Source organism: Moraxella pluranimalium (genome assembly GCF_002014825.1).
GTDB classification, from domain to species: Bacteria; Pseudomonadota; Gammaproteobacteria; order Pseudomonadales; family Moraxellaceae; genus Moraxella; species Moraxella pluranimalium.
The window spans coordinates 15,882-37,598 of sequence record NZ_MUYU01000002.1; the positions used below are offsets into that span (position 1 = coordinate 15,882).

At 46.6% G+C, this 21,717-nt stretch carries 18 protein-coding genes and 1 tRNA gene; 4 read left to right on the forward strand and 15 right to left on the reverse strand.

Annotated features, from left to right (window positions below; all coding sequences use genetic code 11):
- The first annotated feature begins 180 nt into the window (after positions 1-180).
- Positions 181-423: a hypothetical protein gene (locus tag B0680_RS00260; RefSeq protein WP_078253053.1), complete on the forward strand. Its 243-nt coding sequence runs from the start codon at positions 181-183 to the stop codon at positions 421-423.
- Between the two features lie 248 nt (positions 424-671).
- A complete protein-coding gene (locus B0680_RS00265) occupies positions 672-890 on the forward strand; it encodes a hypothetical protein (protein ID WP_078253054.1) in 219 nt (72 codons plus the stop codon).
- A gap of 58 nt (positions 891-948) precedes the next feature.
- Here B0680_RS00265 and B0680_RS00270 read toward each other — a convergent pair whose 3' ends face one another.
- From B0680_RS00270 to prmB, 5 genes are all read right to left on the reverse strand, one after another.
- Entirely contained in the window at positions 949-1,428 is a 480-nt protein-coding gene (locus B0680_RS00270; protein ID WP_078253055.1) for a hypothetical protein, read from the reverse strand.
- Positions 1,429-1,623: 195 nt separating this feature from the next.
- Positions 1,624-2,034 (reverse strand): hypothetical protein, encoded by a 411-nt coding sequence (locus tag B0680_RS00275; RefSeq protein WP_078253056.1) that lies wholly within the window; start codon positions 2,032-2,034, stop codon positions 1,624-1,626.
- Between the two features lie 217 nt (positions 2,035-2,251).
- Entirely contained in the window at positions 2,252-2,716 is a 465-nt protein-coding gene (gene ybaK / locus B0680_RS00280) for a Cys-tRNA(Pro) deacylase (protein ID WP_078253057.1), read from the reverse strand.
- Positions 2,717-2,805: 89 nt separating this feature from the next.
- Entirely contained in the window at positions 2,806-3,894 is a 1,089-nt protein-coding gene (gene aroC, locus B0680_RS00285; RefSeq protein ID WP_078253058.1) for a chorismate synthase, read from the reverse strand.
- Positions 3,895-3,896: 2 nt separating this feature from the next.
- Positions 3,897-4,946, reverse strand: coding sequence for a 50S ribosomal protein L3 N(5)-glutamine methyltransferase (gene prmB, locus B0680_RS00290; RefSeq protein ID WP_407661986.1), 1,050 nt, complete (start codon positions 4,944-4,946; stop codon positions 3,897-3,899).
- A 326-nt stretch (positions 4,947-5,272) separates the two neighbouring features.
- Between prmB and B0680_RS00295 the strand changes: the two genes are divergently transcribed.
- Together B0680_RS00295 and B0680_RS00300 are read left to right on the forward strand one after the other, a co-directional pair.
- Entirely contained in the window at positions 5,273-6,418 is a 1,146-nt protein-coding gene (locus B0680_RS00295; RefSeq protein ID WP_078253060.1) for a cupin domain-containing protein, read from the forward strand.
- A 212-nt stretch (positions 6,419-6,630) separates the two neighbouring features.
- Positions 6,631-6,717, forward strand: a tRNA-Leu gene (locus tag B0680_RS00300).
- A 165-nt stretch (positions 6,718-6,882) separates the two neighbouring features.
- On the opposite strand, the gene B0680_RS00305 is transcribed toward B0680_RS00300, so the two are convergent.
- The 10 genes from B0680_RS00305 to B0680_RS00350 all read right to left on the reverse strand — a co-directional run bounded on the left by B0680_RS00305 (position 6,883) and on the right by B0680_RS00350 (position 21,646).
- Positions 6,883-7,758 carry a peptidoglycan DD-metalloendopeptidase family protein gene (locus tag B0680_RS00305; RefSeq protein ID WP_228143718.1) on the reverse strand — a complete coding sequence of 292 codons (876 nt, stop codon included), beginning with the start codon at positions 7,756-7,758 and terminating at the stop codon, positions 6,883-6,885.
- A gap of 217 nt (positions 7,759-7,975) precedes the next feature.
- A complete protein-coding gene (locus B0680_RS00310) occupies positions 7,976-9,649 on the reverse strand; it encodes a fructose-specific PTS transporter subunit EIIC (RefSeq protein WP_078253062.1) in 1,674 nt (557 codons plus the stop codon).
- A gap of 33 nt (positions 9,650-9,682) precedes the next feature.
- On the reverse strand, positions 9,683-10,645 hold the full coding sequence (locus tag B0680_RS00315; RefSeq protein WP_078253063.1) for a 1-phosphofructokinase family hexose kinase: 963 nt from the start codon (positions 10,643-10,645) through the stop codon (positions 9,683-9,685).
- On the reverse strand, positions 10,642-13,473 hold the full coding sequence (gene ptsP / locus B0680_RS00320; protein WP_078253064.1) for a phosphoenolpyruvate--protein phosphotransferase: 2,832 nt from the start codon (positions 13,471-13,473) through the stop codon (positions 10,642-10,644). Before ptsP ends, B0680_RS00315 begins: the two co-directional genes overlap by 4 nt.
- Positions 13,474-13,722: 249 nt before the next feature.
- On the reverse strand, positions 13,723-14,085 hold the full coding sequence (locus B0680_RS00325) for a SirB2 family protein (RefSeq protein ID WP_078253065.1): 363 nt from the start codon (positions 14,083-14,085) through the stop codon (positions 13,723-13,725).
- Between the two features lie 73 nt (positions 14,086-14,158).
- Positions 14,159-14,635: a transcription elongation factor GreA gene (gene greA, locus B0680_RS00330; protein ID WP_078253066.1), complete on the reverse strand. Its 477-nt coding sequence runs from the start codon at positions 14,633-14,635 to the stop codon at positions 14,159-14,161.
- 217 nt (positions 14,636-14,852) lie between these two features.
- Entirely contained in the window at positions 14,853-18,092 is a 3,240-nt protein-coding gene (carB, locus tag B0680_RS00335; RefSeq protein WP_078253067.1) for a carbamoyl-phosphate synthase large subunit, read from the reverse strand.
- A 33-nt stretch (positions 18,093-18,125) separates the two neighbouring features.
- Positions 18,126-19,067 (reverse strand): restriction endonuclease, encoded by a 942-nt coding sequence (locus B0680_RS00340; RefSeq protein WP_078253068.1) that lies wholly within the window; start codon positions 19,065-19,067, stop codon positions 18,126-18,128.
- 6 nt (positions 19,068-19,073) lie between these two features.
- Positions 19,074-20,276, reverse strand: coding sequence for a glutamine-hydrolyzing carbamoyl-phosphate synthase small subunit (carA, locus tag B0680_RS00345; RefSeq protein ID WP_078253108.1), 1,203 nt, complete (start codon positions 20,274-20,276; stop codon positions 19,074-19,076).
- Positions 20,277-20,569: 293 nt separating this feature from the next.
- A complete protein-coding gene (locus B0680_RS00350; RefSeq protein ID WP_078253069.1) occupies positions 20,570-21,646 on the reverse strand; it encodes a DUF475 domain-containing protein in 1,077 nt (358 codons plus the stop codon).
- Positions 21,647-21,717: the final 71 nt, after the last annotated feature.

The window sequence follows — 21,717 nt, forward strand, 5'->3', positions numbered from 1 at the left end:
AAAGAATTACAATGAATACGAATTGCTAGCATTGTTTACAAAAAACACTTATTTCATCGCTACAATTACCATAATGGCACATCTTTGCTTGATAATAGTTTGTTTTAATATGCTCGTCGAAAACAAAAGCGGTATCTTGTTCATCGATTGTTTTTAATTTGATATATTAAGCGAAAATCCATGTTCAAAAAAATCATTATTGCTGCTACCCTATCAGCTACAAGCCTATCAGCATTTGCCATGTCAGAAGTTCAAGTTGACAAACCAACCCAAGAAATGACAGTTCAAGCCGACCAACAATCGCAACAACACGGTAAAAAACACGAGCATAAGCACGACAAAAAAGATTGTGGTAACAAACAAACCAAGCCAACAAAGTCAGTAGGCAACCAACATTACAATGCTCGTGAAGTTGTACAATAACTAACCATATTGTATCTTTCAAAAAGATAGTTTTTAAGCTATCTTTTTTTATGTTTGCTGTATGTGCAGCTTGGTGATACCGAAAATAATAAGCAATGGTATTTACACAAGACAACCAAAACTATTCACAAACACTTGTAAACTAACATCAGCACTTAGGAAAATTTTGGTTTAATATCACCATCAACTCGTTAATGTGCATGAATTATCGAATTTGATGTATTTGTTTTATTTTTAAGGAGCGCATCATGTCTATCAAACAACTAATCACCGCCCTAACCCTGTCTGCATTCACCATGGCTGCAATGGCTGCGCCACAAACCGAGCAACCAACCAAGCCAAAGACTGAACAAACTGCCAAAAAGCAAGTGAAAAAAACAGCAAAACAAACCAAAAAACAAGTTAAGAAAACTACCAAGCAAGTCAAAAAACAAGCTCAAAAACCTGCACCAAAACCAGCAAAATAATCTTGCCGAGCAAAACAAAAGCACCAATCTGATTGGTGCTTTTTTTGGTAACTGACTATTAATTTTTTGGGCGAATGTCCACTTCTATGGTGAAATCCACCACACCTGGCTTGTTGACAAAGGCATCATATTCCACATGAATGACATGACGTCCGTTATTCACCACAGAATAACTGCCATTATTAAAATCATGAAAATGCGGTGTTCTTAGCGTTGGTTTCATGACGTCATTTGACAATTTGACTGACACCACTTCGCCAATCTGCGGATAAATGAAATAATCGCATGAGTTGTCCGCAATGCTTTCTTGGCGCACGATTTGTGTATTATCGATGCGCTTTTGGATCAATCTTGGGCAAGCATCCACCGTGCCTTTGCGCTTTGGCAAAGAGCTGGTTACGACTTCATTTTTTACTTGGATGTCTGGCTGAACACTGGTATTCACCACAGTCATGCCATCATCGTAGCAGGCTGTCAGCAATACAGGCAAAACACCAGTCCAATACAAGGCAAGCTTGCTAAGCGGAAAATTTTGCAAAACTCCCCCTATCAGATCGCAAAAACTTATTCTGGCTGATTTGCTCATAACAATACACATGGCAAATTCACCAATCAAACATGGCAAGATTTACAATTATAGCACAGTTTTTACAAAAGTAAACAAAAGCCCCAATGCACACCCATTCATCGATGATTGACCCATTGGGACTAATGCTAAATTTGCCCTAATGAGTTATTTACCCAAAAAGCTGGTTGCACAAGCATTGATGGTCTTGGCTACCGCTGATGCAACCACTTGAGTGCGAGCTGCAGGGCTAACTGCCGCTTGAGCCACTTCGGTGATGGTGACGCTTTGTGGTGCTTTTTCGCTGACGCAGCCACAGATGTTATTTTCTAGTGCAGTTTTTTGGTCGCTGGTTAGTACCAAAGTTGCTGTCTTGTAGATGGTTTGGTTGTTTAGCTCGGTACGGCACTTGGCATCAACTGCTTGTTGAAAAATCGCCATGCCAACATTGGTCGCTGTACCCACGCCGATTGCCGCTGCATCACCTGCGGTCGTTGTTGCACCTGTTGTGCCTGTGCTGGTTGCACAGCCTGTCATCGCAACCGCTGCCAAAATCGCTGCACCAAAAATCTTTTTCATAACTATATCCTAAAAAAAATAACGGCAAACCGCCAAAAACTGTATCAAATTTTTCTGCACAAGCTGTCGCATCCGCACAGTTTGCAGGATCGCCATATTAAATAGATTGGTGATAAAACTCAATAGCCCACTACGAACACGATACGCAAAACCACCAATCGCCACAAAAATTTACATCTGTTTACAATTGACAAGCCAATCGGCGTCGATGGGATAATTAGTCAATCACATCACAAAATGTCGCCGACAGCACGCCTGCCAAATCATCGGGGGCAATGCCAATATCACAGCCACGACGACCGCCACTGATGTAGATTTTGTCAAATGTAGTTGCTGATGCATGGATAATGGTTTTTAGGCGTTTTTTCTGTGCAATTGGGCTAATACCACCGACGATATAGCCTGTGATGCGTTCGGCATCTTTTGGGTCTGCCATTTGTAGCTTTTTGACCTTGAATGCTGCTGCGACTTTTTTGAGATTTAATTTATGATTAACCGGCAAAATCGCCACAAAATAGGTCGCACCATCAGTCACAAGCAAAGTCTTGAACACTTCATCTACGCTCAATCCCAATGCTTCAGCGGCTTCTAGCCCAAAATCTTGGCGTGCGCTATCGTGTTCGTACTCATGCACGCTATGGGGAATTTTTTGTTTTTTTAATAAATTAATCGCAGGGGTCATTGCTTTATCCTTGTTATCCTTATCAAAAAAAAGTTATCAAAACAGTCAAAAAAACCACAAACACGATGCTTTGTTTGTGGTTTATCAGGTTAAGCAATCGGCTTAAGCGGTGGCACGACATCGGCATTTTGGGCACGATGGCGTAGATAATGATCCATCAGCACAATCGCCAGCATCGCTTCGGCAATCGGTGTCGCTCGCACGCCCACACAAGGATCATGGCGACCTTTGGTGATGACATCGACCGCTTCGCCTTGTAGGTTAATTGTCTTGCCTGCGGTGGTGATACTAGCGGTAGGCTTGAGCGCAATGGCAACTCTAATGGTCTGACCGCTTGAGATACCGCCCAGAATCCCACCTGCGTGATTGGCGGTAAAGCCATCAGGGGTCAGCTCATCACGGCTGTCATGGCCAAACTGCTCAGCAACGGCAAAGCCATCGCCAATCTCAACCCCCTTAACCGCATTGATACTCATCATCGCATGAGCAATGTCAGCATCCAGTCGATCAAAGACAGGCTCGCCAAGACCTACAGGGACATTTTCGGCAAAAATCTCAAGACGAGCACCGCAGCTTGTCCCTTGTTCACGCAGTGAAGTCACCAGCGCTTCAAAGCGTGGCACGGCATCCACATCGCCACAAAAAAATGGGTTATTTGACACTTCATTCCAATCAAGCTTATCCGCCTTTTCGGTGCCGATTTGGGTGACATGGCCACGGATAACGATGCCTAATTTTTCTGCCAAATATTTTTTGGCAATCGCCCCCGCTGCCACACGCATCGCCGTCTCACGAGCCGATGAGCGACCGCCGCCACGATAATCACGAAAGCCATACTTCATCGTATAGGCATAGTCGGCATGGTTTGGGCGGAAAGTATTGGCGATATTGCCGTAGTCTTTAGATTTTTGGTCGGTATTGCGAATTAGTAGTCCAATCGGCGTGCCTGTGGTTTTGCCTTCAAACACCCCTGAGATGATTTCGACTTCATCAGGCTCTTTACGCTGAGTGGCGAACTTGGATGTGCCGGGCTTTCGGCGGTCAAGCTCGATTTGCAAATCTTCTGCCGACAGCGACAGCCCCGGTGGGACGCCATCGACGATTGCCATCAAGCCCACACCATGCGATTCGCCACAGGTGGTGACGGTGAATACTTGTCCGATACTATTGCCTGCCATGATTAGCCCTGCCCTTTGACACGCTCGACTTGACGAGCAAAATCTTCACGATATTCAAGCAGCTCTTCACAGCTGATGGCAAATACGCCACTGCCGCCTTTTTCGAAGGTCAGCCATTCAAACTGAATCTCAGGATAAGCTTGACGCAATGCCCATTCACTATCACCAACTTCACAAACCAACAAGCCGTCACGGGTCAGATAATCAGGCGCATCATGCAGGATTTGGTGCACCAAATCCAAGCCGTCTTGACCTGCTGCCAGCGCGTGCTCAGGCTCGTGCAAAAATTCAGGTGGTAACTCTGCCATCACCGCCGCATCGACATAAGGCGGGTTGGTGACAATCAGCTCATATTGATTTTCAGCAGGGATTTTGGCGAACAAATCCGACTCTAGTAGATTCACCTGATGCTCAAGTTCATGGTGCTCAACATTCGTCCATGCTACTTCTAGGGCATCTTTATCAATATCGGTCGCATCGACATTGGCATCAGGGAATGCTTTGGCAAGTGCAATGGCGATACAGCCTGAACCTGTGCACAAATCCAAAATACGCTCAGGGGCAGCAAGCTGTTTTTCTTCTAAACCATGGTCAAAAAACTTATTCTTGCGTGCATCATCGACATCAAAATACGGATAGAACTGCTGGTTAATCAACTCAGCAATCGGCGAGCGTGGAATCAGCACACGCTCATCGACATAAAACGGCAAACCGCAGAAATATGCCAAATTAATCAAATAACTGAGTGGCTTACGCTGAATGATACGCTCAGATAATAGCGTTAGAACTTCTTGTTTTTCGCTTGGCGTGAGCTTGCAGTCCAAGATTTGCTCATCGGCCGACCACTCAAGCGATAGTGAATGTAGCACAATCGCCGCCGCTTCAGCAAATTCATCCGTCGTACCCTGCGCCACCACCACATCATATTGGCGAAGCTTAGTCACCACAAAGCGGATAAAATCACGAATCGTCACCAACGACTGCTCGGCTTCGCTAAGCTCAGCGTACAATGCCGCAATATCCGCCTGTGTCAGCTCGCCATTTTCGCTCATGGTGTATTCAAATTCATGCTCAGACAGCTCATCTGCACTAAATTCATTCAAATCAGACATAACAACCCTTATCGTGTGCCATCGCACAAATCTCGTTAAAAAATCGTTTTATTATAAAGAAATTCCTGCCAATTTACCACCAAATTATCTTGGCAAGCTGTCAATTTTGACATTTACCAAAATCCCACGCCAATCAGCAAGCAGGATAATATGGTTAATTGGCATCAATCATTGGTTAATGATTGGTTTTGGGATAAAAAGTTGTTAAACTATCGTGGTTAAACCCATCACAGTTAAACGATGAACAACTTTTTTTTGGAAATCCAATGACACACACGATTGATTATTGCTTGCCTGATGGCATGAGTGCCGAGACTTTTTTGGCGGAATATTGGCAAAAAAAACCGCTACTGATTAAGCAAGGCTTACCTGCGCTGGCGGGGATGTTTGAGCCTGAAGATGTGCTTGGGCTTGCGCTCGAAGATGGCGTATCAGCACGCTTGATTAGCCAAGATGACACCAACCCCGACCAATGGTCGCTCAAGCAATCACCGCTTAGCGAACAAGACATTGACCAAGCACCGACACTGTGGACGATTTTGGTACAGAATTTGGAACAATGGTCGCCTGAGCTTGGCGAGATGTGGTCGCATTTTGATTTTATCCCAAAATGGCAACAAGATGACATCATGGTTTCGGTCGCACCACAAGGTGGTTCGGTCGGTGCACACTATGATGAATATGATGTGTTTTTGGCACAAGGCTTTGGCGAGCGCCGTTGGCTACTTGGCAAAATGTGTGATGCTAATACGCCATTTGTCCCCGACCAGCCGATTCGCCTGCTCGATGATATGGGCGAGATTATTTTTGATGAAGTGCTAGAAGCTGGCGATGTACTGTATGTACCGCCGGGGCTGAGCCATCATGGTATCGCCCAAAATGACTGCTTGACTTTTTCATTCGGGTTTCGCCGTCCAAATCTGGTACAAATCATCGATGAAGTCGCCGATGTCGCCACCAATCACAGCGAGCTGTTTCGTGTGCTGACACTACCGCAAGCCAAGCAAGATGATGCGTTTGAATTAAGCCGTGACAGCATTACTGCGATGAAGCAGACGCTGGTTGATTTTATCAATTCACCGCTTGGCGATGAAGTCGTGCGTGATGCCATCGCTGAATTGGTTAGTAAGCGTCAATATGAACTGCTTGCCTTTGAAGATGAACTTAGCCCCACTGAGCTCAAATCACGCCTAAGCGATGGCGAGTGCCTAGCGCTTAATCCGGCGTGTCGCTTTGTCCATGTGGCAAATCAGTGGTATATCAATGGCGAATGTGTCTGCCTAAGCGATAGCGAAACCAAGCTACTAGCAACGATGGTCGCAGGCGATGCACTCTCTATCGATGACATCAAGACGGATAATTTGGCGACACTTGCGCAGTGGCTTAATGATAATTGGTTGATTTTGTTGTAAGTTTGAACAATAAACCACTCGTTTAAATCACGCCCCAAAAGCCAGACAGCCTTTGGGGTGTTTTTATGACCAAATATTGTACCAGTACACACCCACCCAAATCCACGTATAGAAAAATTTATCACATCAAAATAAATTTCAAAAAAAATGCTTGACCGCTCAAAATTTTCCTGTATAATACGCACACATAGCCAATCAGGCTAACCATATACGCCAGTGTGGTGAAATTGGTAGACACGACGGATTCAAAATCCGTTGCCCTTAAAAGCGTGTCGGTTCGAGTCCGACCACTGGTACCAATACAAACAAAGACTTACAGCGAAGTTGTAGGTCTTTTGTTTTATCCATTGACGGCCAAAATAACAATCAACTAACAACCGAGTTTATCCACCATTTACCCATTCAAATTAAGACATATAGTAAAAAAACGCTTTAGACATTCACCTAAAGCGTTTTTTAGTTGATTATTTTAACACGGTCAATGGGTCAACATAGACACCGTTGCGAGTGATACGAAACTCAAAAAGCGTCACACCACTTTTTTGGCTACGCATACTTGCAATGCGTTGTCCCTGACTGACGGTATCGCCATTTTTGACACGGGCATCTTTGACATAGACATAGGTAGAGACAAACCCATCAGTATGCTGAATGGCGATTGCTGAATCAGTCGCACCGTCATCATCGACATGAATAACCGTACCCGCTCGAGCAGCCTGAATCGCATCCCCGTCATTGCCCGAGAACCACATCCCGTTTGATGAAACTGATTGACCATTAATCACATGAGTACCAAAACGGCGTACCACAGGATTATTATTACCAACTGGATAACGGAACTGCATTACGCCTGAGCTACCCGTCGCAAATGGCGCTGCACTGCTGGTATTTGATACCGGTGCAGAAGCCGAGACTGTTGGTTTTGTGGCTACAGGTGCTGTCGTTTGTGCTTGGCGTGCTGGCTGAGCTGATTGTTGTGCTTTGGCAGGCTGTGTCGCACTTGCTTTGTTGGCTTTATCACGTGCGTTGACACTACCTGTCCACAAGGTCAGCCATTGCCCTGTATAGATGGTATAACTGCTATTAAGATTGTTCAGCTGGGCGACATCTCGCCAATTTAGCCCATATCGTTGTGCGATTTTGGCAACTGTATCGCCTTGTTTTACTTGATATTTATTCGGCACGCCCTTGCTGTCAGTGATAATTTGCTGAGTGCTACCGCCTGCCCCCTTGCCGGTTGTGCTGTTGTAGGCAGGCTTGCTGGCACACCCCGCCAAGACACATACCGCACTTGCACCCATAATAAGACTTACTTTTTTGAATGAATTTGCTGTCATCATTCCAATCTTCACTGTCATACTCCAATGTTGTCATCGTTACAGGTTGTCGTCCAAATCAAATCAGGCAAATTTGACCGTCATACAAATTGTCAACTTTGCCAAAAAAAACACAACTCAATCATCGGCTTATTGTATCATGTTCAGCCCCAAAGACAAAACCCGCCAAGCGGCAGGTTTTGTTGTTTTTTGTCAACGTTGGACATGTTAAGATGTGCAATTAAGCTGTTTTTGCAGCCGCATCATCTTTTTGTTTAATCAGTGCATACGCCACACCAGTCAATAAGCTACCAGCCGCAATCGCCACCAGATACATCAAAGCATGATTGACCGCACCCGGAATCAGCAGCACAAACACCCCGCCATGTGGCGCAACCAACGTGATATTAAACAGTGCAACCAAAGCACCAGTCAGCACGCCCCCTGCGATACAGCATGGGATGACACGCATCGGGTCTTTGGCGGCAAATGGAATCGCCCCTTCAGAGATAAAGCAAGCACCCAATACCACAGCGGCTTTACCGGCATTGCGCTCATTGTCGGTGAATTTTTTGGCAGCAAAAATCGTCGCAAGACCAATACCAATGGCTGGCACCATACCGCCCGCCATCGCAGCCGCCATCGGGAAATAACTCTCCGATGTCAATAGACCGACCGAGAACGCATACGCCGCTTTATTAATCGGGCCACCCAAATCCACACACATCATCCCAGCCAAAATCATGCCAAGAATGACCGCATTGGCAGTACCCATATTAGCAAGGAAAGTCTCCATCTGTGTCAAGACATAAGCCACTGGCGTACCGATGACATAGTACATGGCAAGACCGACAATCAACGTACTAAATAGCGGAATGATTAAAATCGGTTTTAGTGCTTCAAGCGTCACAGGCAGATGCAGTTTTTTGGCAAGAAATAGCGAGACATAACCTGCCAAAAAGCCTGCGGCAATACCACCCAAAAAGCCTGCGCCTAAAGTACCAGCAAGCGCACCACCGACCAAGCCTGCTGCAAGACCTGGGCGGTCAGCGATTGAGTACGCAATGTAACCTGCCAACAGCGGTACCATCAGGCCAAAGGCCGCCTTACCTGTACCCATCAAAGCTGCCGCCAATGAGCCTTCGACTTCAAACGCCTTAATCCCGAATACAAATGACAAAGCAATCAACAGACCACCTGCCACCACCATCGGTAGCATATAGGACACGCCTGTCAGTAGATGCTTATACACGCCTGCTTTTTGGGTGCTGTCAGCTTTTTCGGCACTTGCAGTTTTTGATGTGCTCAGTAGTGATGCGGTAGCGATGGCTTCATCAAAGGCCTTATCCGTTTGCTTGAGCGCGACCCCTGTGCCACAGCGATAGACTTTTTTGCCGACAAAGCGGTCGGTATTCACTTCAATATCCGTCGCCAAAATCACAAAATCCGCACGGCTGATGCTGTCATCGCTTAGGATATTTTTGGCACCGACCGAGCCTTGCGTCTCAACATCGATGGTATAGCCACGACGCTCAGCACCAAGCTTTAGTGCATCTGCCGCCATAAAGGTGTGCGCCACCCCTGTCGGACACGCGGTAATAGCCACAAAATGCAGCGGCTTGTCTGATGCTACCTGTACTTGTGGTGCTTGATTAAATAGTTTTTCTAAAAAACCATCATCATTAAACTCACTGCCATCACTACGCTTGGCATTGATCACGATGGCATCGCCATGCGCCACATCACGATCGCTGATGACGATACGCTTGGCATCTGTTGGGCTATCGATATCAATGATGCTTGCAACAATGCCTTGATGATTCAAGCTTTTGGCAAGCTTTTTGGCAAGCATCAAGCCATGAGCCGATAGCGTGGTTACACTGATGGCAACCTGACTTGGAAAATTATTTTGCATAGGAATTACCTATTATTTATAAATATTATTAAATTAATTTGGGAAAATTTGCACTTGTGCTTGTAGCGTATCCAATGTCTGTTGGTCAGGAATGCCAAAGCCGACAATGCTCACTGCATAAGCAGACAACGCCACCGCTTGACACAAAATCATCTTTGCATCCTGTGCCATCAATAAGCCATAAATCATACCAGACACCAAAGTATCACCCGCGCCGACCGTGCTTGCAACTGTCATCGATGGTGGCAGTGCTTGATAGGTTTGGTTGCCTGACAGCCAATGCACACCTTTTGCACCCATTGAGATCACGATATGCTCAATATTGACATCCAAACGCTCAAACAATGCTCGCTGTTCAACCAGCGTCTCACAAGGCACGCCAAAGGCTTCGGTCAGCTCATCATTATTTGGCTTAATCAGCCATAAAGGATGCTTGAGTGCGATTTTTAGCGCATCGCCACTGACATCGACGGCGACTTTTGGGCAAATAGCGGTCAAAGCACCCAGCAATTGATCAAAATCCATCGGTGTAAAGCCCTGTGGCAAACTGCCTGCCACTAGCGCCGCATCGACCTTATTGGCAAGTGCGGTCACTTGCTCAAGCAGTGCTACTTTATCAGCTGCACTAACCACAAAGCCTTTGCCATTAATATCTGTCGTCACGCCATGATCAACAAGCTTGACATTAGTGCGAGTCTCGCCTGCCACACGCACAAAAGCATCTGTCAAGCGAGCGGTACTTGTTGCACTTTTGGCAATCTTGGCATCTCTATCGGCGAATAATCGCTCAAATACTTGTGCATTATCCGCACCCAAAAATCCCGTCGCCACTGTCTGTACGCCCAAATCAGCCAGCACTTGTGCTGAATTGAGCGCTTTGCCTGCGGCATCGACTTGACTGGTTGTGGCACGATTGACTTCACCCACCGCCAAGCCATTGACAGAAATCGTCATATCAATGGCAGGATTGAGCGTGATACATAGTACCGATTTCATGATGATGCACCTTGTAGGGCACGCACTTGTTTGGCGCTTTCGCACTCAAGTGCTTGTTTTGCCAAGACTTTGGCAGACTCATAATTGATCGTACGCACTTGCGCCTTAGTCAACGCAATGCTTGAGCCTGACATCGATAGCTCATCCACACCAAGACCAATCAAAATCGGCACGGCTTTTGGATCGCTAGCAAGCTCACCGCAGACACCCACCCACTTACCATGCGCATGAGCTGCCGTGACAGTCTGTGCAATCAATCGCAGTACGCTTGGATGCAGACCGTCCGCATCTTTTGATAGCAATGGATGACCACGGTCGATGGCAAGCACATATTGGGTCAAATCATTGGTGCCGACGCTAAAAAAGTCCACTTCTTTGGCAAAGTGATCAACCATCACTGCAGCGCTTGGCACTTCTAGCATGATACCCACTTGCAGATTGTCATGCGGATATTCAATTAATACTTCATCCAAAATCTTGCGAGCAGCTCGCCACTCTTCGATGCGGCCAATCATCGGGAACATGATGCGTAAATCACGGCCACGAGATGCACGAATCAGCGCGGTCAATTGACTGCGTAAAAACTCAGGACGCTCAAGCAATAAGCGAATGCCACGCAAGCCTAGAAATGGGTTTTCTTCGCTTGGCATCGGTAAATATGGCAATGCCTTATCACCGCCGATATCCAGCACACGCACCACCAATGGGCGACCGTCAAGCGCATCGAACACTTGCTCATAGTCAGCGATTTGGGTATCGATATCAGGCACTTGTGAGTGCGACATAAAGACAAGCTCAGTACGCAGTAAGCCCACGCCTTCAGCACCATTTGCCACAGCATTGGCAGTATCAGCGACATTACCAAGGTTTGCTGCGATTTCGACACGATGGCCATCGGTCGTGATGGCAGGCTCGGCAGCGTGCTGTACGGCTAGGCGTTTTTGTTCACGGCGAGCGACTTGCGCTTCTTGACAATCGCTAATCAGCGTCTGACTTGGCTCAACCACGAACCAGCCTTCACCGCCATCAAGGAGTACTTGAGTCGCATCACCAATCTCAAGAATACCCTGCCCTACTCCCACAATCGCAGGAATACCTAGCGCACGGGCGACGATGGCACTGTGCGAGCTTGCACCGCCCACTGCGGTGATGATCCCTGCCACACGAGTCGGGTCAAGGTTTGCCACATCCGATGGCACAAGGTCTTCTTTGATCAGCACATACGGATTTTGCGGTGCTTGTTTTTGGGTTTTGCCAAGTAGCTTAAGCAGTACTTTTTGACCGATATCACGCAAATCTTGCGCACGCTCAGCCAATAGATGATTGTTCAAAGACGCTTGGGTCTTGGCAAGCTGTTCGATAAAGGCGTGCCAAGCAGCAGGCGCAGATAGCCCATCATCCATGCCATCTTTAGCACCATAGATGACTTCTTCGTCTTCGAGTAGTGCAATATGCGCGGTAAAAATCTGCGCAATATCGGCATTTTTGGCATTCGCTACCAACTCCTTAAGATCCGCTTTGACCGCTTCGATGGCGGTGAGTAGCTTTGTCATCTCTTCGCTTGGGATTTGGGCGGTCATTGGATAGGTGTGTCGCTCATCTTTGACGATATAAGCTTCACCCACTGCCAAGCCCTGCGATGCACTGACGGCATAGTGCTTGATGCCATTGGCAATCATCTCGGTGCTTGGTGTGGCAATATCCGCCAAAGTATCGCCTGCACTGACAGACGGTGCAGAGACCACTTCGCCAAGTCCTGCTTGCACCGCTTCGATGAGTCTTGGCAAATGCGCCACCGCATCAGTTGCCGGCTCAGCGATGAAATTGAGCGTCTGACCCTTTACCGCCCCCAATGATAATAGGCGAGTTAGGCTCTTGGCAGACACATACGCACCATGATCGACAGCGACTTTGATCTCGCCGCTCACTTCTTTGGCAAGCTCGGATAACGCTGTGGCAGGTCGAGCGTGCAGGCCATGCTCATTGGCAAGCACCACGCTTGCTGTCGCCCAGTCGCTTGGACTATCCACACCAAGCAGGTTTAGCATAGCTTTGCGGTTATTCGTCAATACCGCATTGGCAAAGTCATCATCCATCAGTACATCAAGCACATCGGATAATTTGCTTCTATCTACCTTATCAGTCGCTGTGATGACTGCCAGCGCTTGTTGTTGGTTCGCCACCACTGCCAAAGCCGACTCGCCAATCACTGTGCGAGCACTTTCTTCGAGCACGACACATGACACTGCTTGTGATAATGCTGTCGGCTGATGCGTTGGCAAAAATAGCGACTGAATCATGCCGTGCGTTTTGAGCAGTTGTACCGCTTGCAGGTATAGCTCATCGGTGCTCGTCGCCGTGCTGTCTGTCTTGATTAGACCATCTTGGATGGCAAGACTTGATGTCGCACCCAGCGCATCGATAATCTCATCAGCACTCGATGCTGTGCGGATTTTATCAGCGATATCATCGCCCAATGCGCGGGTTAGGCTTTGTAAAATTTGCAAATGCTCATCCGACTGCGCAGCGATTGCCACTGCCAAATACACCACATCGCCTGCGTCATTCCATTTTACACCATCAGCAAAATGCACCAAGCGCACGCCTGTTTTTAGCACGCTGCTGCGAGAATTTGGCGTACCGTGCGGAATGGCAATCCCTTGACCTAAGTAGGTCGATGATTGATTTTCACGGTCTTTGAGCCCTTGGAAATAGTCACTTTGTGTCAAGCCATCAGCGTGCAAAATCTCACTAATGGTCAGCAGCGCTTCGTCTTTGGTGCTTGCAGTTGCCTGCATACGCACGCTGTCAGCAGTTAAGCTTAGCATAATTACCCTTTTAAAAATGATTGACAATGTCAAATCGACGCTATGCGATGGATGAATGATGTTATATTATTTCAATTAACTTACAAGTCCATCGTATAAAAATTAAGCGATTGTATCACACTTGTACTGTTTGGTTTATGTTTGTTTTGTAAAGTTCGGCAAATTTATCTCATCAACTTTTGCCAAACTTCAGCCACAAAAAAAGCAAATTCCATCACTGAAATTTGCTTTTGTCGATATTAACACCGATTACATCAAAATCGGCTTAGCAATCGCCATATAAATAATGCCTGCATACGCCACAGCAGCAATCATCATCCCTGCTTTGGCTTGGGGCAATGCCGTGTCTTGATTGCGAAGTGCCTTAATGTTGGCAGATACTGCGACAATCAACAGTACAAGCTTGGCAATCGCCCAATGCTGTACGCCCGCCACTTGATATAGCTGCCAAAACAGCCACAAGCCTGTCAGCATCAGCACAGTATAAATCAGATGACTGACGCCCTTAAAGGCGGCCGATAGCTTGACAGATTTACCGCTAAAGACCATCGCCGCTTGATAAACAAACAAAAGTAGCGTCAAAGCCGCCATCAGCATATGCACATGTTTCATAAATCGCCTTATGTCGTTGCACTATTTATTCATCAATTACTTGATTCGCCAAGCACTTTACTCACAAATCACTTTATTCGTAAATCACTTCAAGGATTTCAAATTCTGCCAAACCGCTAGGCGTTTGAATTTTGGCTTCGTCGCCTTCTGATTTACCAATCAAGCCACGAGCGATTGGCGAATTGACCGAGATTTTACCTGATTTAAAATCCGCTTCGTCATCGCCGACAATCTTATAACGACGCTTTGCGCCATCGTCAAGGTTCTCAAGCTCAACGGTCACGCCAAACACCACACGACCATCTTGGGGTAATTTGGTTGGGTCGATAACCTGCGCACCGCCAAGTTTGGCTTCGATGTCACGAATACGGGCTTCGCACAGACCTTGCTGTTCACGAGCGGCATGATATTCGGCATTTTCTTTTAGGTCGCCATGCTCACGAGCTTCGGCGATGGCGATGGTAATGCGTGGGCGTTCGACGGTTTTGAGTTGTTTTAGCTCTTCTTCAAGCGCTTTATGCCCCTGTGGGGTCATTGGGTAGCGTTGCATGATGTCATCCTTTTAATAAAAACAAATGCAAAAAAGCTTGCCAAACTTTCATCTGGCAAGGCTTTTTGACTAAAATTTGATACCATTGTACTTGCTTTTTATAAAATTGCAAGGCTTTTATGTATGCCAATTGTACTAAGCAATCAGACGAATGATGTTTAAACAAAACACCGACCGCCAACATGACAATCGGTGTTTGGTGTCAGACCACCTAAGATTATGCCGAATGCAAATCTTGTAGCTTATACACATCAAATGGCAGTTTGACTTGGTACGCCATGCACACTGCTTGGGCAGCACTCATAGTAGTCACATAGAACACCTTGCTTTGTAGGGCGCTGCGACGGATCAGGAACGAATCTTCTTGAGCCTGTTTGCCTTCGGTGGTGTTGATAACCAAGTGGATTTCACCATTTTTTAGCATATCAACAATGTGTGGACGACCTTCGTTGACCTTATTGATACGCTCACAAGTGATACCTGCATCCGCCAATACCTGCTGAGTGCCGCCTGTCGCAACCAGACTAAAGCCATAGTCAATCAGCTGTTTGGCGACGGCTGGTAGGTGTTTTTTATCACTATCACGCACCGACAAGAAGGCTTTTTTGACTTCGCCTGCTACCGGTAAGCCTGGTAGGCGTTCGTTTGAGCCGATAACAGCTTTGTAGAAAGCTTCACCAAAGGTCTTACCCACACCCATCACTTCACCTGTTGATTTCATCTCTGGGCTTAGGATTGGATCCACGCCTGGGAACTTGGCAAATGGAAACACTGCTTCTTTGACCGAATAATGTGTCGGGATGATTTCACTGGTAAAGCCCTGCTCTTCTAAGCTCTTGCCTGCCATACAACGGGCAGCGACTTTGGCAAGCGATGTGCCGATACATTTTGAGACAAATGGCACTGTACGGCTCGCGCGTGGGTTCACTTCTAGGATGTACACAGTGTTATCTTTGACCGCATATTGCACATTCATCAGACCAACCACGCCCAGCTCTTTTGCCATAGCGATCGTCTGCTCACGGATCTGATCTTGGATGTCATTGCTCAATGAATACGGTGGCAAGCTACACGCTGAGTCGCCTGAGTGCACGCCTGCTTGTTCGATGTGCTGCATGATACCACCGATGACGACGGTTTTGCCATCAGACACACAATCCACATCCACTTCGATGGCATCATCCAAGAAGCGATCTAGTAGTACTGGTGCTTCGTTCGATGCTTGTACCGCCTCACGCAGATAGCGTTTGAGCTCATCTTCGTTATACACGATTTCCATCGCACGGCCACCTAGGACATAAGATGGGCGGACAACCAGTGGATAACCGACGGATTGTGCTTTGACGATACCATCTTCGCTACTGGTCGCCAGTGCGTTTGGTGGCTGATTTAGGTTCAGCTGATGCAGCATACGCTGGAAGCGTTCACGGTCTTCGGCACGGTCGATGGCATCAGGGCTTGTACCGATGATTGGTGCACCCGCTTCTTCTAATGCACGAGCCAGCTTCAGCGGTGTCTGACCACCATACTGCACGATGACGCCTTTTGGTTTTTCGGTGCGGATAATCTCAAGTACATCTTCTAGCGTCACAGGCTCAAAGTATAGACGATCTGATGTATCATAGTCTGTTGAGACAGTCTCTGGGTTACAGTTTACCATGATGGTCTCATAGCCATCTTCACGCATGGCAAGTGCCGCGTGCACACAGCAGTAGTCAAACTCGATGCCTTGACCGATACGGTTTGGGCCACCGCCGATGACCATGATTTTATCTTTATCGCTTGGGCGTGCTTCGCATTCATCATCATAGCTTGAATACATATAAGCGGTTGAAGTTTCAAACTCTGCTGCGCAGGTATCGACACGCTTATACACAGGATATACACCAAGATCCCAACGCTGTTTACGCAGTTGTTTTTGGCTGATGCCCATTAAGTTTGCGATGCGAAGATCGCTCATACCCTTGCGTTTAAAGGTACGCAGATTGTCAGCATTTAGACCGCCAAAGCCCAGTGATCTGATTTCGCTTTCGGTTTTGACGATGTCTTCGATTTGTACCAAGAACCAAGGATCGATTTTGGTGTATTGATAAACCGCATCCAAATCAAAACCATGGCGGAACGCTTCAGCGATATAGAAGATGCGATCAGGCGTTGGAATCGACAGCTTGTTTTTGATTTCGCTATTGATGGCATCGGCTGATTTGCCTTCAAGCTCGATGATTTCATCAAAGCCAGTCGCACCCGTTTCTAGGCCACGCAAGGCTTTTTGCATCGATTCTTGGAAATTACGACCGATCGCCATCACCTCACCCACCGATTTCATCTGAGTGGTCAAGGTGTTTTCAGCCTGTGGGAATTTTTCGAAGTTAAAGCGTGGAATCTTGGTCACGACATAGTCAATCGATGGCTCAAAGCTTGCTGGCGTTTTGCCACCTGTGATGTCATTTTTTAGCTCATCTAGGGTGTAGCCGACAGCCAATTTGGCAGCGATTTTGGCGATTGGGAAGCCAGTTGCCTTAGATGCCAATGCTGATGAGCGACTCACGCGTGGGTTCATCTCAATCACCACCATGCGACCGTTGGCAGGGTTGATACCAAACTGCACATTTGAGCCACCAGTCTCAACACCGATTTCACGTAGTACTGCGATCGATGCATTACGCATCAACTGATATTCTTTGTCAGTCAAGGTTTGTGCTGGGGCAACGGTGATTGAGTCGCCGGTATGTACACCCATTGGGTCGAAGTTTTCGATTGAGCAGACGATGATGCAGTTGTCGTTCTTATCGCGCACCACCTCCATCTCGTACTCTTTCCAGCCGATCAAGCTTTCGTCAATCAACAGCTGATGCGTTGGTGATAGATCAAAGCCACGCTCACAAATTTCAATAAATTCATCACGGTTATAAGCAATACCGCCACCTGAGCCACCCATGGTAAATGAAGGACGGATAATCACAGGGAAGCCAAAGCGTGCTTGAATCTCAAGTGCTTCTTCCATCGTCTCAGCGATGTCAGCGCGTGGGCATTCTAGGCCGATTTTTTTCATGGCTTTGTCAAACAGCTCACGGTCTTCGGCTTTTTCGATGGCATCTTTGGTCGCACCAATCAGTTCACAGCCATATTTGGCAAGCACACCATGCTTATCCAAATCCAGCGCACAGTTCAGTGCAGTTTGACCGCCCATGGTTGGCAAGATGGCATCTGGACGCTCTTTGGCGATGATACCCTCAACAGTCTGCCAAGTAATCGGCTCAATGTAAGTTGCATCCGCCATCACAGGGTCAGTCATGATGGTTGCAGGGTTTGAGTTCACTAGGATAACTCGATAACCCTCTTCTTTTAGGGCTTTACAGGCTTGAGCGCCTGAGTAGTCAAACTCACACGCTTGACCGATGACAATCGGGCCTGCCCCGATGATTAGGATACTTTTAATATCATTGCGTTTTGGCATAATCTCACCCTTTTGGTTAAATTTTTAATCTATTTATTCAAAAAAATCTTCGTCAATTTCACAGATTTCAAGCATCTGCTTGGTTTGAATACCAACTTTGTAGCGAATCATCAGCGTTACCAAGTCCTGACCATCAATCAAAACCACCTTGCCCAATAGCTTTTCGGCATAGTCTTTGGCTGATTTGGTAAATGATGATGTGGTAATAAAGACACCACGCTCCACACCACGACCTTGCAACGCACCAACAAATGACTGAATTTCTTTACTGCCAATGGTATTGCCATCATGATAGCGTTTGGCTTGGATATAGATGTTTTGGATGCCGAGCGGGTCTTGTTTAATCACACCATCAATACCGCCATCGTGTGATTTACCGACATGTTCAAACAAATTCTCTTTGCCACCATAACCCATCGCAAGCAAGGTGCGAATCACCGCCTTTTCAAAGAACTCAGGTGTCTGTGTTCGCAAACGCTCAAGCAAATCCACCGCCAATAAATTTTCAAGCTCTTGCACCGCTGTGATAGCTTGTTGTTCATAGTCGGTGTCAGCATCATCATTGCTTTGAACTAAAGTATCAGCCAAATAAACATTGTGATTTTGCTGAGTTTTTCGGGCTTTAATTTCTGCTTGGTAATTATCCCATTCAGCCAAGCCGATAAATTGCTTTTCGCTAATCCCTTCTAGATGACGCCATTCTTTAGCTTTGGCAACACCCAATGGTGTGATTTGATAAGTCGCTCTAGCAATTCTTTTAAAAATACCCGCTTTAGTAAAACCTGAAATCGCCCAACCTAAAGAATTTTCAACACGGCTTTGACCAGATGTCAGTGCTTGTGCCATTTCTTCTTTGGAGATATGAGCAAGCTTGGCTGTATCAGTATAAATCTGATTACGAGTACGTACTTGCCCATCTGCCATCAGTGCAAGCACCCAACGGCGTGATACATCATGGCTGGTAATCACTTGCATGACTTATCAGCCCTTAAATTCACTCATCTGCTCAATAAATTTATCAAACAGAACTGCACAATCATGTGGGCCCGGGCTTGCTTCAGGATGTCCTTGGAAGCTAAAGGCAGGACGATTGGTCAGCTCGATGCCTTGGTTTGAGCCATCAAATAGTGAGCGATGTGTCACACGGATATAGCTTGGCAGGCTGGTTTCATCCACCGCAAAGCCGTGGTTTTGGCTTGTGATCATCACTGTGCCATCTAGGATATTTTGGACAGGATGGTTCGCCCCGTGATGACCAAACTTCATCTTCAAGGTCTTCGCCCCACTTGCCAGTGCCAATAGCTGATGACCTAAGCAGATGCCAAACACTGGAATGGCGGTCTCATTAATAATATGGCGAATGGCATCGATGGCATAAGTACATGGCTCAGGATCGCCAGGGCCATTTGATAGGAATACACCATCAGGATTGTGCTTGAGCACTTCTGCGACAGGTGTCGTTGCAGGTACGACAGTCACATGACAGCCACGATCAACGAGCATACGCAGGATATTGGTCTTGACACCGAAGTCATACGCTACGATATTAAAGCGATGCTCGATGTCTTCGCCAAGCTTACGGAAACGGCCGCCCGTTTCGGTGGTCTTAGCATTGCGACCATCATTGGCAAGCTCCCACGAGCCTTCGGTCCAGATATAGCCATCTTGGTCACAGCAGACTTTGGCAAGGTCCTGACCTTTCATGGATGGTGCTGATTTGGCAAGCTCAATCGCACGCGCTTCATCGATATCACCATCATTATCTGCGGTCATGATACAGCCGTTTTGAGCGCCTGTGGTGCGTAGTAGCGTGGTCAGCTTACGAGTATCAATATCAGCGATGGCAACGACATTATTAGCAATCAGATACTCAGACAGCGAGCCTGTGGCACGAAAGTTTGAGTGTAGCAATGGCAAATCACGGATAATCAAGCCTGTCGCCCATACCTTATGAATGCGACCAGATTCACTATCTTCGTCATTACAGCCTGTGTTGCCGATGTGCGGATAGGTCAAAGTAACCATCTGCCCTGCATAGCTTGGGTCAGTTAGGATTTCTTGATAGCCTGTCATGGCGGTGTTAAATACCACTTCGCCGACAGTCTCACCTGTTGCACCGATGCTTACGCCACGGAAAATTGTGCCGTCTGCCAGTGCCAAAATCGCTTTTTTCGCTGTTGCCATCACATGCTCCACATTGATTTTTTTCGTTATGTTACCTTTATAGGCTTTGCCATTTGGCAAGTTTTTTTCAAAAAATAGCCCGCAAAAAAGCGAGCAGAAATGAAAAAATAAATAACTTAAACTGCAAAATGTGCAAATTTTAAGCTATTATTTTTCATCTCTGCTCGCCTTGGTATAGATTTTGTATATTATACAAAACACTTTGGTAAATTTCTAGTCTTTTCGTGAGAATTTGTCATAAATAAAAAACGCCCACCGATTGGCGAGCGTTTTGGTTAACATCTTAAGATTGGTTAAGACTTAGCTTGACGCTTATTATATTGCACCGAGTTAAAAATCGACAGCGCAATGAATGCCACACCAATCAGACCTGTAATAATCTCAGGCACATGGAATTTGGTTGATAGTAGCATAATAATCGCGAGCGCACCAATGGCATAATGCGCACCATGCTCAAGATACACAAACTCGCTTAGCGTGCCTTTGTCCACCAAATAAATCGTCATCGAACGCACGAACATCGCACCAATCGCCAAACCAATCATGATGATAATCACATCATTGGTGATGGCAAATGCACCGATAACACCATCAAAACTGAACGACGCATCCAGTACTTCTAAGTACAAAAAGCCTGCCACGCCACCTTTTAGAATAGTCGGTGAGACGCCTGCTGTATTGGTGATGACATTACCTTTGGCATCATAGACCACTTCATCAGGATCGCTTTCGCCTTCAAGCAGTGCTGATAGTACGCTCACACCCAGATATACCAAGATACCCCAGATGCCCGCCACAAGCACAACGCCCTGCTTAGCTTCATCTACCCAAGTCATCGAAACCATCAGGACAACGAGCGCCACAAACACGCTCATCGCATCCACTTTACTAAAGCGGACAAGGCGTGCTTCCAGCCAGCGGAACCAATGAATGTCTTTGTCGCCGAACATGAATTTTAGGAAAACAAGCAATAGGAACATACCACCAAATGCCGAAATCTCTGCATGGTGAGCGTTCAAATGCTCCGCATATTTGGTTGGGTTGGTCAATGCCAAGTTCACCACTTCCATCATACCAAGATTGGCAGTGACGGCGACGATGACGATTGGAAATACCAAACGCATACCAAATACCGCAATAATCATACCAATGGTTAAAAAGATTTTTTTCCAAAAATCGCTCCAACCTTTTAGAATCGATGCGTTCACCACCGCGTTATCAAACGACAGTGACACTTCCATGATTGCCAAAATCGCAGTCACGCCCAGTGCCAAGAACATCGCCGAAATACCGCCGTGGCTATAACCCCACCATGCCGCAATAATAAAGCAGACAACGGTAAAAATAATATCAAATAAAAAATGTCGCATAAGTGCCTTTGTCGAAAAAATCGCTCACAAATCCGATAACTCGTCTCCATGAGCGATTAATAAGTGTCTAA